The following is a 12,466-nucleotide window of genomic DNA, read 5'->3' on the forward strand; positions in this document are numbered from 1 at the left end:
CCTGTCACCACCGGCCGGTGGTGACAGGGGCCCTCCGCCTCCCGGCCTGAAGGTCAGTTCCAGAAGTCGTCTTCCTCGTCGATGTCCTCGGTGCACTGGTCGATGTCGGTGATCTTGCCGCCGACGATGGTGAAGAAGAGCCCCTCGCGGATCTCGATGCCGCGATCACCCCGGTCGGCCCTGGCAGTATGGAAGGACATGACATGTCCGCGCCCGTCGGCCAGGACGGCTTCGAGCTCGACCAGCATCGTGCCCTTCGTCTCCACACCCAGTCGCCGATAGAGCGCGAGAACCGCGTCGCGGCCCTTGTGATGCCCGGAGAGGGGGTTGTTTCCAGGCACATGGTGAACGACATCCGTCGTCATCAAGGAGCCGAGTGTCTCCATGTCACCCGTACCGAACGCTGCGTAACCCCGGCGAATCAGGGCGCTGTCCGGGTGTTCAGCCATAGCGGTTCACACCTTCCGTCCCTATGGTCCCGTCTTGCCTCCATCCTCCGCCGGGTGCGGAAGGCTGTCCATGCACGCGTGCGCTGCCGCCTCCGGGCCCTCCGCCGCTCTCGCCGCACCTATTCCCGTACGCCCGCCACCCGCCACCCGCCACCCGCCGTACGACGTGATGTCCTCGGCATCGTCCAGGGCGGCCGGCTCGCAGAGGAAACCGGATGCGGTGGTCCCGTCGGAGCGTTCGACGCGGCCGATCGCCATGGGACGGGGGGCGCGGCGACGAGCGTGCCGAGAGCTTCCGGGAGGAGGTCCCAGACCTCCGCCTCGATCGGCCGGCCGCCCTCCTCGACACGGACCAGCCGGGCTTCGGCGGGTCGGTGCGGAGGGCGAAGAGACGGTACGCGGCTGCGGTGGTGGTTGTGGCGGCCAACCTCCCGCCGAGGGCGAGGAGTTCATGGTTGAGGGGCTGGCCGCTGAGATGGGCGCCGACGACGGCGAGCCGGGAGGGCGGGGTGAGGCCGCTCGCGATCCCGGCGAGGCGCTCGTCCGTGCACCGGGCGCGCTCACTCTGTCAGGCATTCCGCCAGTCTCGCCAGCTCGGCCGTGCGCAGCACCCTGTCGCCGTAACCGGGAAGCGGAACGTGCAGGCGTTCCAGCCATCTCGTCGGGATCGCCCCCACCCCGTACACCGCTCCCGCCAGCATCCCCGTCACCGCAGCCACCGTGTCGGTGTCGCCGCCCAGGTCGATCGCCGCTGCCAGGGACTCCTCGTACGACGCGGTCGTACGCAGCGCCCACAGTGCCGAGCCGAGGCAGGGCCATGCCGCGCCGTTGAATTCCGTCGCCGCGTCAGGGTGCCAGTCCGGGGCGAGCACTGTCGCCCAGCGGGTGCGGTGGGCCGGGGCCGTGTGAGCGAGGGCGGCGGGAACAGCGGCCACGGGGTCCTCGCCGTCGAGGGCGACGCGGACGAGGTCGTGGAGGATCGCTGTTCCCTCCCAGGCCGCGCCGTCGCCGTGGGTCAGGGCCGTGATGCGGCGGGCCGCCGCCATCGTGGCTTCGCGGCCCGCGCAGGCGTAGTGCACGGACGCTGTGGAGGCGCGCATCAGGGCACCGTTGCCCGCCGCTCGGCCGGTGATCTGGAAGTGCAGCGGTGCCGCAAGATCCCACGGCTCGCCGTTGGTGAGGACATCCTCCGTCTGGAGGCCGATGTCCTTCGGCTCGGCCGCCGCCCAGCGCTGGAACCGCCTGAACATGTCGGCTGGGTCCAAGCCGCCGAGCTCCAGCAGGGACTCGCCGACCAGGACGGCCATCTGCGTGTCGTCGGTGGCCTCCCCGGGGTCCCAGCCGCCGCCCCCGCACATCTCCCCGACGCCGTCGGGGAATTGCAGCCCGTAGACACCCGGCTCGCGGAACTCGAAGGGTGCCCCCAGCGCGTCGCCGACCGCCGATCCGACGACCGTGCCGATGACCCGTTCCCTGCGCTGCATCGGCCCAGCGTAGACGTCAGACGCACCTGACCCGCGCTCCCCGGTGACCGCCGACGAGCTGCCGGAGGCGACGGCTCGCCTGTCGACCGCCCTCGGATGCGAGCAAGCGATGCGGGAGGTGCCGGGGCTGGGTAGCAGCCCGCGGCCTTCGGCGAAGACGCGCGCGGCCGGTCATGAGCCGAATCCGGCCAGCGCGGCCGAGTCGTCGTCGCCGGACCCGGGTGCACCGGGCCGTACGTCCGAGGGTGCGGTAGCGGTCATGGCAGCCCCTGTCACTGATTCGGGCTGTTACGCCGGCGTCAGGCGGCCATGTCCGGACCGGTCACAAGTCCTCACGCCCCCCGGCCTCGTATTTCCGCCGCGAAAGATCTTCCCACCGACCAATCCGGCGACCCCATTGCGCCGAATGCGCAGTGAGGGCGGTGACGGTGCCGGCCCGGAAGGAGCGGAATGACAGCGCAACGGCGGCGTACGGCCGTGGTGGGCAGCGGCATCGCCGGGCTGACCGCCGCGTACGTACTGCAGCGCTCGCACGAGGTGTCGCTGTACGAGGCGGACGACCGGCTGGGCGGCCACGCCCACACCCACGACATACCGTCCTCCGACGGACGGGTGCACCGCGTCGACTCAGGGTTCATCGTCCACAACGAGCGCACCTATCCGCATCTGCTGCGGCTCTTCGGCGAACTCGGCGTGGCCACCCAGGAGTCGGAGATGAGCATGTCCGTACGGTGCGAGGGCTGCGGCCTCGAATACGCCGGTGCACGCGGGCCCGCGGGCCTGTTCGCACAGCGCCGAAACGCCCTGCGCATCCCCTATCTCCGCATGCTCGCCGAGGTCCCCCGCTTCCACCGCCGCGCGCGCCGGCTTCTCGACGGCCAGGGCGATGACAGCCCGACGCTCGGGGAATTCATCGCGCAGGCACGCTTCTCCCGGTACTTCACCTCCCACTTCATGACGCCGCTCGTCTCCTGCGTCTGGTCCTGCGACGCCACGACCGCACTGCGCTACCCCGTACGCCATCTCTTCCGCTTCCTCGACCACCACGGACTGCTGTCGATCAGCGGCTCACCGGTGTGGCGTACGGTCACCGGCGGCTCACGCGAGTACGTCGACCGCATCGGCAAACGGCTCTCCGCCGTGCACACCTCCACCCCCGTCCGCGCGGTCCACCGCCGTGCCCATGGCGTCGAGATCACCGCCGACGACGGCACCATCCAGCAGTACGACTCCGTGGTGATCGCCGTCCACCCCGATCAGGCGCTGCGGCTGCTCGGCGATCCGACCGACCGTGAGCGACAGGTGCTCGGTGCGTTCCGCTACTCCCGCAACACCACCCTGCTCCACACCGACACCTCCGTGCTGCCCAGCAGCCGGGGCGCGCGCGCATCGTGGAACTATCTGATGCCCACCTGCGACGCTGGCGCGGAACGCGTCCGCGTCAGCTACGACATGAACCGCCTCCAGCGCCTCGACGCCCCCGAGCCGTATCTCGTCACGCTCAACGCCTGCGACCGGATCGCCGAGGGCCGAGTGCTCGCCCGCATGGAGTACGAGCACCCCGTCTTCACCCCGGAGGCGGTGGCCGCACAAGGCCTTCTGCCCGGGCTCGGCGGCCCGGCCACCGTCTACGCGGGGGCGTACCACGGCTGGGGCTTCCACGAGGACGGCTGCCGCTCGGGCGTCGAGGCGGCGAGAGCACTGGGGGTGGCCTGGTGAGCGCCGGAGCGGCCCTGTATCTGTGCACGGTCACCCATGTGCGGACCGTTCCCTCCCGGTACGCCCTGCGTCACCGCACCTACATGTGGCTGACCGACCCCGACGCGCCGCCACGACTGCCCCGGCTTCTGCGGCCCCTCGCACGCTTCGAGGCACGCGACCACTTCGGCGGCACCCGGCCGACGATCCGCGCCGGACTGGAGGCGTTCCTCGCCGCGCGGGGAGTCGACCTCGACGGCGGACCGGTCACGATGCTCGCCCACGCGCGTGTGCTGGGCCATGTCTTCAATCCGCTGACCCTGTACTGGTGCCGCCGCCGGGACGGCAGTCCCCTCTGCGTCGTCGCCGAGGTCCACAACACCTACGGGGAGCGGCACTGCTACCTGCTGCGCCCCGACGACGCCCACCGGGCCACGGTGGACAAGGAGTTCTACGTCTCGCCGTTCTTCCCGGTCGACGGCGCCTACCGGATGCGGCTGCCCGAACCGGACCGGCGGCTCGATGTGACGGTGCATCTGGAGCGGTCGGAGCAGCGGCCCTTCACCGCGACCCTACGGGGTGAGCGCCGCCCCGCCACCGTCCGCGCTCTGCTCCGTGCGGCGCTGCACCATCCCTGGTCCACCCTCGCCGTGTCCGCCGGAATCCGGCTGCACGGCATCCGCCTGTATCTGCGCGGACTGCCCGTACAACCCCGTCCCCGTCAGCTTCCCCAGGAGGGTGTGAAATGAGCCTGTCCGTGTCCTCGGCACCCCGGCGCACCGCGTCCGTCGACGCACACACGTGGCCCGACGTGGCCAGCCTGCCCCCGTACTCACGCCTGCGGACGGCCGTCGCCGAACGCCTTGTGCGGCATGCGTTCGGCCGGCTGCCGCTGCGGGCGCGGCTCGGCGCCGGCGACCCGGTCGGCCTGGGCGGACCCCTGATGCAGATCCACGACCCGGACGCCTTCTTCCAGCGGGTCGGCGCCCGCGGCCTCATCGGCTTCGGCGAGTCGTACATGGCCCAGGAGTGGGGCTCCCGCGATCTCGTCGGTGTGCTGACCGTCCTCGCCGAGCATGCCGCCACGCTCGTTCCGGAGTCGCTTCAGCGGCTGCGCGGACTCTGGGCCCAGCGCCGGCCGGCCGAGCACCGCAACACCGACGAGGGCTCCCGCGCCAACATCAGCCACCACTACGACCTCTCCAACGACCTGTTCGCGCTCTTCCTCGACGAGACCCTGTCGTACTCCTCCGCGCTCTTCCGCGGCTTTCCGGCCGAGCAGCATCTGCTGGCCGCCGCTCAGCACCGCAAGATCGACCGGCTGCTCGACCTCGCGCAGGTGGGCAACGGCACCCAGCTCCTGGAAATCGGCACCGGCTGGGGCGAGCTGGCGATCCGGGCCGCCCGGCGCGGCGCGCGCGTGCTGACCGTCACCCTCTCGCGGGAGCAGCAGGAGCTGGCACGCGGGCGCATCCGGGCGGCGGGCCTGGAGGACCGGGTGACGGTGCTGCTGCGCGACTACCGCAGGGTCCTCGGCCGGTTCGACGCGATCGTCAGCGTGGAGATGATCGAGGCCGTCGGCGAGGAGTTCTGGCCGGAGTACTTCATGACCCTGGACCGGCTGCTCGCGCCCGGCGGACGGGCCGCCCTCCAGGCGATCACCATGCCGCACGACCGGCTGATGGCTTCCCGGGGCACCTACACCTGGATCCAGAAGTACATCTTCCCCGGCGGGCTGCTGCCCTCGACCGAGGCCATCGAACAGATCGTCACCCGCCGCACCGCGCTGCGGCTCACCGAGCGGGACGGCTTCGGCGCGCACTACGCCGAGACGCTGCGGCTGTGGCGCGAACGCTTCACCGCGCAGGCCACCGCGGTCGAGGCGCTCGGCTTCGACGAGACCTTCCGCCGGATGTGGACCTTCTACCTCGCCTACTCCGAGGCGGGCTTCCGCTCCGGTTATCTCGATGTCCAGCAGATGCTGCTGACGAAGGAGGACCCGGTCGCGTGAGAGGCATCGACCGCCGCACCCGCGGGGCCGCCCAGCGGCCGGCCTCGCTGATCGAGCAGCTGCTCGGCGGCCGACTTCCGCTGCGGCTGCGCGCCTGGGACGGCTCCGAGGCGGGCCCGGCGGGCGTGGGGGGCCGCTGCGACGCCGTCTCCACCATCGAGATGGGCGAGCACGTCGGCGACGCCGAGTACCCGGCCTTCGCCCGCACCCCGCACACCATGCTGCGCCCGCGGGGCCGGGCGCTGGTCCAGCAGATGTCCCGGTGCGCCAACGCCCCGGGCGGCGGCGCCTTCATCGAGTCGTCCATCGCGCCCGGCATGCACCTGCGCCCGCGCCGGGTCTGGCAGTTGTACCTCGTGGGCGGTCGACTGGCCTTCGAGGGACGGCGGATGGGGGTCGGCCAGATTCTCGCCGTACGGCCCACGGCATCAGGGGAGAGCGGCATGCACGCCATGCCACGGCACTGGTACGAGCACGGTGGGCCCGGGTGAACGGCTACCCATGGGGCCAGTTCGCGCAGGGGCTCGGCCTCTCGGCGCTGACCGCGCTCGCCGTCATGCTGATCACCTTCGCCGTCGCCGTGCGCCTGGGCATGCATCGGATCGTCGATGTGGCGTGGGGCATCGGCTTCACGGCCGTGGCGCTCGTCTCGTACGCGATGTCGGCGGGGGAGGGGGACAGTGGGCGGCGGCTGCTGGTCACCATGCTGACCGTGGTGTGGGGCCTGCGGCTGGCCGCGCACATCGCCCGCCGGGGGCGGGGGCACGGCGAGGACCCCCGGTACGAGGCACTGCTGGCCAAAGCCCCCGGCAGCCGCCGTCTCTACGCCCTGCGCATCGTCTATCTGCTGCAGGGCGCGCTGGTCTGGCTGATCTCGCTGCCCGTGCAGGGGGCGATGTACATCCCGGGGGCGGTCGGCGCGATCGGCTGGGCGGGCTGCGCGGTCTGGCTGACCGGGCTCTTCTTCGAAGGGGTCGGTGACTGGCAGCTCGCACGCTTCAAGTCCGATCCGGCGAACAAGGGACGGATCATGGACAGGGGCCTGTGGAGCTGGACCCGGCATCCGAACTATTTCGGGGACTTCTGTGTGTGGTGGGGTCTGTTCCTGATCGTCTGCGACGACTGGGCGGTGGCGGCGGCGACTGTGGTGAGCCCGCTGGTCATGAGCGCTCTGCTGACCAGGGGCAGCGGAAAACCCGTCCTGGAGAGGCAGATGGGGCGGCGACCCGGCTTCGCCGAGTACGCCGCCCGCACCAGCGGGTTCTTTCCGCGACCGCCCAAGAAGGCCTGACGCCCGGGAGGGGAGGGCCTCCGGCAGCGCTGAGCAGAACCCCGGAGCAAGCCCGGGGCGGGGGCGGATCAGGCCCGGGGCGGGGCGGGACAGGCCCGGGGCGGGGCGGGACAGGCCCGGGGCGGGGCGGGACAGGCCCGGGGCGGGGCGGGCACGCTGCACGCACTGCCCCCTCGCTCGGTCCGGGCCCCGGGCCGCTCAGTCCAGGCCTCGGGCATGCTCGAAGCGCGCCCTTCCCTCCGCGTGGTCCACCAGCGGATCCGGGTAGTCCAGTCTGGCCCTTTCCAGTCCGTCCAGCCTCCACGGCTGATGGACGGCGGGACCGGCCAGCTCCGCCAGCTCGGGGACCCAGCGGCGCACATAGTCCCCGTCCGGGTCGAACCGCTTGGCCTGCGCCAGTGGGTTGAGGACACGATTGGGGCGGGTGTCCGTCCCGGTACCCGCGGCCCACTGCCAGTTCAGCTGGTTGTTGGCGATGTCACCGTCGACCAGCAGCTCCAGGAAGTGCCGGGCGCCGACGCGCCAGTCCACGTACAGCGTCTTGGCGAGATAGCTCGCCGTCAGCAGCCGTGCCCGGTTGTGCATCCAGCCCTCGTGCAGCAGCTGACGCATTGCCGCGTCCACGATCGGACAGCCGGTCCTCCCCTCCTTCCAGGCGAGGATCTCCTTCTCGTCGCTGCGCCAGCGGTCGCCGCGACCGCGATAGTCGGCGCGGGAGGCGTCGGGCCGGGCAGCCAGCACCTGGTGGTGGAAGTCCCGCCAGGCCAGCTGCCGTACAAACGCTTCCGCACCCGGACCGCCCTTGGCGCGGGCCCGCTGGACCACCTCGGTGGCGGAGAGCGTGCCGAAGTGGAGGTGCGGCGAGAGCCGGGAGGTGGCGTCGCCCGGCAGATCGTCGTGCCGACGGTCGTAGGCCGCGATGCCGTGGGTCTCGTCGGCGAGCCAGCTCCGCAGCCGCCTGCGCGCTTCCGTCTCGCCACCCGGGGCGAGCCCGGGCGACACCCCGTTCACCGCGGTGCGCCGGGGCATCGGATGGCCCGCGAGCTCAGGGACGCGCACCGCGCGGGGCGCGGCCATCGGCTCACGCAGGCCGGCGGCCTCCCATCTGCGGAAGTACGGGGTGAAGACCGCGAAGTGGTCGCGGTCCGTGGGTGTCACCCGCCCCGGCGGCAGCGCGGTGACCACCCCGTCGTGGACGTGGAGGGCGCACCGGAGCGCCGCCAGTTCCTCGCGCAACCGCTCCTCCCTGCGGAGGGCGTAGGCGCTGACCCCGCCCGCGACGTGCACCGAGCGGGCGCCGCTCTCCGTCACCACCCGGCAGACCTGCTCGGTGACGTGCCCCGTACGGATCACCAGCCGGCCGCCGCGCTCTCGCAGCCCGGCGTCCAGCTCGTGCAGACAGTCGGCCAGAAAGGCACGGCGGTTGGGCGCGTCGAAACCCGCTTCCCTTACTCCCCTGTCCAGGACGAACAACGGTACGACCTCGTCGGCCTCGCTCAGCGCGGCACGCAGCGCCGGCTGGTCGTTCAGTCGCAGATCGGAGGTGAAGAGCATGACCGCAACGCTCATGCGGCGTCCTTCCTCGGACGGGACAGGGCATCGGACGTGCTTCGAAGCGGGTGTCGAACGGGCGAACGACTGTCAGGCGGGGAACTTCACCAGGGCCAGCGGGGCGGTGGTCGGCTGGGCGGAGCCGCCCGCCGGTTCGACGGTGACGCCCATGCCCGACGCCGCGTTCAGCGGTCCTTCCATCAGCACGGCGTTGTCGGTGGCGTCTGGATCCATCAGTCCGGCCGAGCGCATCTTCCCCGCGTCGGCGAACCAGAGTTGGTAGACCCTGCCCTCCGGAGGCTTCGGCAGCCCCGAGGTGAGGAAGGCCGCCTTGTTCCTGCTGTGCGAGACCACGACCGTGCCGCGTGCGCCGTCCGACAGCTTCGCGCTGCTCACCCGGGCGTCGGGCGCGGCCAGCACCGAGGCCAGCTCCTCCGCATGCTGCTGAGCCCGCTGCGCCTCCTGGCGTGCGTCCTGCGCCTCCTGGTGCTGCCAGACGGACACCCCGCCGAAGGCGGCGGCAGCGGCGACGCAGGCCGCCAGGGCGAAGCGCGACATCTTCCGGCCGCGGTGGGCGCCGCCACGGCCCTGGCGGGCGATACGCGGCGGGTCCTGGCGCTCGGCGGAGATCCGCCGCAGCACCTGCTGTTTGAGCGCGGGCGGAGGCGTCACGGCCACCGCGAGGCCCAGCTTGCCCACGGTGGCGGCCAGTTCGCGCACCTCCTGGGTGCAGGCCGGACACATCCCCAGATGCCGTTCGAACTCGGCGCGCTCCTCCGGCGCCAACGCATGCAGCACATAGGCGCCGGTCAGCGTGTGCAGATCAGCGTTGGTCATGCGCTCACCCCCAGGCAGTCGCGCAGTCGGATGAGCCCGTCGCGCAGTCGTGTCTTGACCGTGCCGAGCGGCACGGCGAGTAGTTCGGCCACTTCGCGGTAGGCCAGTCCGCGGTAGTACGCGAGCGTCACCGACTGGCGCTGGAGTTCGGTCAGGCTGCGCAGGCAGCGCCGGACCTGTTCCCGCTCCAGCCGTGCCTCGACCTGTTCGGTGACATCGTCGTAGGCCGGCGTCTGCTCCAGCAGCGCCGCCCGGCGCTCGCGGTCGGTGGCGGACTGGGCGGACCGTACCCGGTCCACGGCCCGGCGGTGCGCGAGCGTGAGGATCCAGGTCATCGCCGAGCCACGGGACGGCTGGAATCGCGCCGCGCCGCGCCACACCTCGATGAGCACTTCCTGGGTCACCTCCTCGGACTGGGCCGGGTCACGCAACACCGCGCGCACCAGCCCGAGAACCGGTCCGCTGACCGCGTCGTACAGCCGGGAGAAGGCCTCGTGGTCCCCGCGGGCTACCAGGCCGAGAAGCTCCTGCAGATCGCGTCCCGCCGAGGCGGGTCCTCCAATGGGCACGGCTTTGTTCACGCGGCTTTCCTCCACTGTGCGGGCATGTTGTCCGGACAGGATTTCACCAGGCATTCGGAGCCCGACGGGGGGTGGATTGGTCAGGATCCGCAGATGGTTGCACGTGTGGCGCACCCCGCCTCACATATTCGCGATATGTCGTGGCTGACCGTGCCGGGACTTCGCGATATATTCGGCTACGAGTATTTGCGGGCGAGGTGGTCGAGATGGTGGCAAAACGGCGCAGGCTCGGCAACCCGCTGGCGCTCGTGGTCCTGGTGCTGCTGTCCGAGCGGCCGACGCATCCGTACGAGATCGCGCAGACGATTCGTCAGCGCGGCAAGGAGAACAGCGTCAAGGTCAACCTCGGCTCGCTCTACACCGTGGTGCAGAACCTCGAGAAACACGGTCTGGTCGAGGTCACCGCTGTGCAGCGGCAGGGCAACCGGCCGGAGCGCACGCTCTACGGCATCACCGATGCCGGGCGGGAGGAGATGGCCGCGTGGCTCTCCGACCTGCTCGCCGTACCCGATCGCGAGTACCCCCTGTTCGAGACGGCGCTCTCGCTCATGGGTGTGCTGCCGCCCGACGAGGTGGTCGCCCTGCTCACCGCACGGCTGGCGACGCTGGATCTCCAGATCGCCGCCGCCCGCGGCGCGCTGCAGATGCTGCACGCCACACTGCCCCGGATCCTCGTCGTGGAGAACGAGTACCAGCTCCATATGATCGAGGCCGAGGTGGAGTGGATCCGCGGCTTCCTCAAGGAGATCGAACAGGGCACCTACGAGGGCGTCGACGGGTGGCGGATGTTCCACGCGACCGGTGAACTGCCCAAGGAGTTCACGGACCTTCAACAGACATGCGTGGGCCGCCCCACGGACACGTAGAGGGCGGCCCCACGGACACGTAACACGGGAAAGACCCCGGCGGTCGCTGTCGGAGCAGTTCCCGCCGGCCGGGGGAGCGCGGTATCCGGGAGGCGTGCGGGGAATCGCGGTTCCTGTCCTGGCGTCCGTCCTGCCGGGCGCGGTCTTCGGCGCGTTCTCCCAACGAAAGACCCTAGCGCGCCAGCGGTTGTACGGCCCGGTCGTCGGCTCCGTCGGTGGACCGGGCCTTGGCCGCGCGCAGCGCGAGGAACACCAGCAGGCCGAAGGGCGAGAGCAGGATCGTCAGTACCAGCAGTGGGCCCGTCACCAGCGGGTGGATCCCGAGCCGCCGCGCCTGGAGGAACATCCACTGGCCGATCAGCAGGTCCCAGGCGATGACCTGCGCCCAGACGGCGCCGGCGCCGTTCGCCAGGGTCGCCAGGTCCCGGAATCCGTCGAGGCTGGGGCTGCTGACGGCCGCCCACAGTTCGGGGAAGACCGACGTCGCCATGGTGAGGTAGACGACGAGGACCGGCAGGACGGTCAGCGGCGATGCGGCGATACGCGTGGTCGGCCGCCAGTTGGGCGCGAAGATCATCAAAAGCCAGACGGGGCTTGCCAGACAGAAGGTCAGGTCGAAGAGGAACTCGGTCATGGCGCATGCTCCTTCGCGGCGCTGTCGGCGGTGCTGTCGGTGTTCGGGGCGGTGCTGTCGGCAGGGCTGTCCGTGTCCGGGGCGGTGCCTTCGCGGGTGCCCCGCGCCGCGCGGTCCGCGAGGCGGTCCGGATCGGTCGGACGGTTCGGATCGGTCGGGCGGTTCGGGCGCAGGGCGGCGAACAGGCCGGCCGCGCCGGCGACGGCGACGCCGCCCGCGGCGGTGAGCGTCGCGGCGTCCGGATGGACGAGGGCCTGACCGCGCAGCGCCTGCCAGGTGACGAGCGCGACCACTGCGGCGTAGAGCCCGGCGGCCACCAGTACGAGCCGAAGGCGGACCCGCTCGTCGCGCAGCCGGGCGACTCGTGGTGCCAGGGCGGTCAGTGCCAGCAGGAAGAGCGGGATCAGCTGGAGGGCGTGCATTCCGACGAAGTGCGGGATGCGCAGATCGCCGCCGGTCGTCGACCAGCCCGTGAGCGGCATGGAGGGGCCGCCCTCGGGGACGCCGACGCTGTGTGACCCGCGGATGTCGGAGGCGCCGTCGAGGGCCCTCTGTCGCGGTGTCGGCCGCGTCATCAGATAGCCCAGACCGGCTCCCGCCAGGGCGATGACCGACCCGAGCCGCATCGCCCAGGCGGCCGGCCGGTCGGCGAGCCGGGAGCGGAACAGCAGGAACGCGATCACCATGGAGCTGATCCACAGCGTGATGATCGTGGCTCCCATGACGTTGTACAGCGCGGTGTCGAGCCCGGTCGCGTAGTTGAAGTGGCTGCGTCTGCCGCGGATCACCTGACCGGTGATGGCCACCATCTCGATCGCGCCGGCCGCTGCGACGACGGTGCCCGCCCACCGGCCCGCCCGGCGGCCACGCGTGGTGAGCGAGAGCATCCAGGCGAGCGTCAGGGAGTAGATCATCAGCGAGACCGAGAACTTGAACGGCTTGAACCAGATCGGCGAGCCCACCAGGGTCCGGTCGTCGACGATCATGCCCAGGCCGGACACCACCGTCAGTACGGCCATCGAAGCGGCGAAAGTCATGAGCGGCCGGTGCCAAGTGCGCCATGA

Annotated in this window: 12 protein-coding genes and 2 pseudogenes; 6 read left to right on the top strand and 8 right to left on the bottom strand. The window is 71.4% G+C overall.

Annotated elements, in window-relative coordinates; all coding sequences use genetic code 11:
* Nucleotides 1–53: 53 nt before the first annotated feature.
* From OG293_RS29640 to OG293_RS29650, 3 genes and pseudogenes are all read right to left on the bottom strand, one after another.
* Nucleotides 54–449 (bottom strand): nuclear transport factor 2 family protein, encoded by a 396-nt coding sequence (locus tag OG293_RS29640; RefSeq protein ID WP_406001843.1) that lies wholly within the window; start codon nucleotides 447–449, stop codon nucleotides 54–56.
* Nucleotides 450–470: 21 nt separating this feature from the next.
* Nucleotides 471–996 (bottom strand): annotated as a pseudogene (locus OG293_RS29645) (hypothetical protein); the annotation flags it as partial.
* A gap of 13 nt (nucleotides 997–1,009) precedes the next feature.
* Nucleotides 1,010–1,933, bottom strand: coding sequence for an ADP-ribosylglycohydrolase family protein (locus OG293_RS29650; protein ID WP_406001844.1), 924 nt, complete (start codon nucleotides 1,931–1,933; stop codon nucleotides 1,010–1,012).
* 450 nt (nucleotides 1,934–2,383) lie between these two features.
* Between OG293_RS29650 and OG293_RS29655 the strand changes: the two genes are divergently transcribed.
* The 5 genes and pseudogenes from OG293_RS29655 (at nucleotide 2,384) to OG293_RS29675 (ending at nucleotide 6,933) form a co-directional block, all read left to right on the top strand.
* The gene (locus OG293_RS29655) at nucleotides 2,384–3,652 is read left to right on the top strand and encodes an NAD(P)/FAD-dependent oxidoreductase (RefSeq protein ID WP_406001845.1); all 1,269 of its coding nucleotides are present in this window, start codon (nucleotides 2,384–2,386) and stop codon (nucleotides 3,650–3,652) included.
* On the top strand, nucleotides 3,649–4,380 hold the full coding sequence (locus OG293_RS29660) for a DUF1365 domain-containing protein (protein ID WP_406001846.1): 732 nt from the start codon (nucleotides 3,649–3,651) through the stop codon (nucleotides 4,378–4,380). The genes OG293_RS29655 and OG293_RS29660 overlap by 4 nt, the downstream gene beginning before the upstream one ends.
* On the top strand, nucleotides 4,377–5,642 hold the full coding sequence (locus OG293_RS29665) for a class I SAM-dependent methyltransferase (RefSeq protein ID WP_406001847.1): 1,266 nt from the start codon (nucleotides 4,377–4,379) through the stop codon (nucleotides 5,640–5,642). Before OG293_RS29660 ends, OG293_RS29665 begins: the two co-directional genes overlap by 4 nt.
* A gap of 113 nt (nucleotides 5,643–5,755) precedes the next feature.
* Nucleotides 5,756–6,133: pseudogene (locus tag OG293_RS29670) on the top strand (SAM-dependent methyltransferase); the annotation flags it as partial.
* Nucleotides 6,130–6,933, top strand: a complete 804-nt coding sequence (locus OG293_RS29675; RefSeq protein ID WP_406001848.1) for a DUF1295 domain-containing protein — start codon at nucleotides 6,130–6,132, stop codon at nucleotides 6,931–6,933. The pseudogene OG293_RS29670 and the gene OG293_RS29675, both read left to right, overlap by 4 nt.
* A 198-nt stretch (nucleotides 6,934–7,131) precedes the next feature.
* On the opposite strand, the gene OG293_RS29680 is transcribed toward OG293_RS29675, so the two are convergent.
* The 3 genes from OG293_RS29680 to OG293_RS29690 form a co-directional block, all read right to left on the bottom strand.
* Nucleotides 7,132–8,502, bottom strand: coding sequence for a cryptochrome/photolyase family protein (locus OG293_RS29680; protein ID WP_406001849.1), 1,371 nt, complete (start codon nucleotides 8,500–8,502; stop codon nucleotides 7,132–7,134).
* 72 nt (nucleotides 8,503–8,574) lie between these two features.
* A complete protein-coding gene (locus OG293_RS29685) occupies nucleotides 8,575–9,321 on the bottom strand; it encodes an anti-sigma factor domain-containing protein (RefSeq protein WP_406001850.1) in 747 nt (248 codons plus the stop codon).
* On the bottom strand, nucleotides 9,318–9,956 hold the full coding sequence (locus OG293_RS29690; protein ID WP_406001851.1) for a sigma-70 family RNA polymerase sigma factor: 639 nt from the start codon (nucleotides 9,954–9,956) through the stop codon (nucleotides 9,318–9,320). The genes OG293_RS29685 and OG293_RS29690 overlap by 4 nt, the downstream gene beginning before the upstream one ends.
* A 152-nt stretch (nucleotides 9,957–10,108) precedes the next feature.
* On the opposite strand from OG293_RS29690, the gene OG293_RS29695 reads away from it, so the two are divergent.
* Nucleotides 10,109–10,768, top strand: a complete 660-nt coding sequence (locus OG293_RS29695; protein ID WP_406001852.1) for a PadR family transcriptional regulator — start codon at nucleotides 10,109–10,111, stop codon at nucleotides 10,766–10,768.
* 172 nt (nucleotides 10,769–10,940) lie between these two features.
* Here the strand turns inward: OG293_RS29695 and OG293_RS29700 are convergent, their stop codons facing one another.
* Complete coding sequence (locus OG293_RS29700; RefSeq protein WP_406001853.1) at nucleotides 10,941–11,402, bottom strand: ABA4-like family protein; 462 nt, start codon at nucleotides 11,400–11,402, stop codon at nucleotides 10,941–10,943.
* Complete coding sequence (locus OG293_RS29705; RefSeq protein WP_406003752.1) at nucleotides 11,399–12,421, bottom strand: hypothetical protein; 1,023 nt, start codon at nucleotides 12,419–12,421, stop codon at nucleotides 11,399–11,401. Before OG293_RS29705 ends, OG293_RS29700 begins: the two co-directional genes overlap by 4 nt.
* Nucleotides 12,422–12,466 lie beyond the last annotated feature (45 nt).

The sequence above is a fragment of the Streptomyces sp. NBC_00829 genome (assembly GCF_045161795.1).
Lineage (GTDB): Bacteria > Actinomycetota > Actinomycetes > Streptomycetales > Streptomycetaceae > Streptomyces.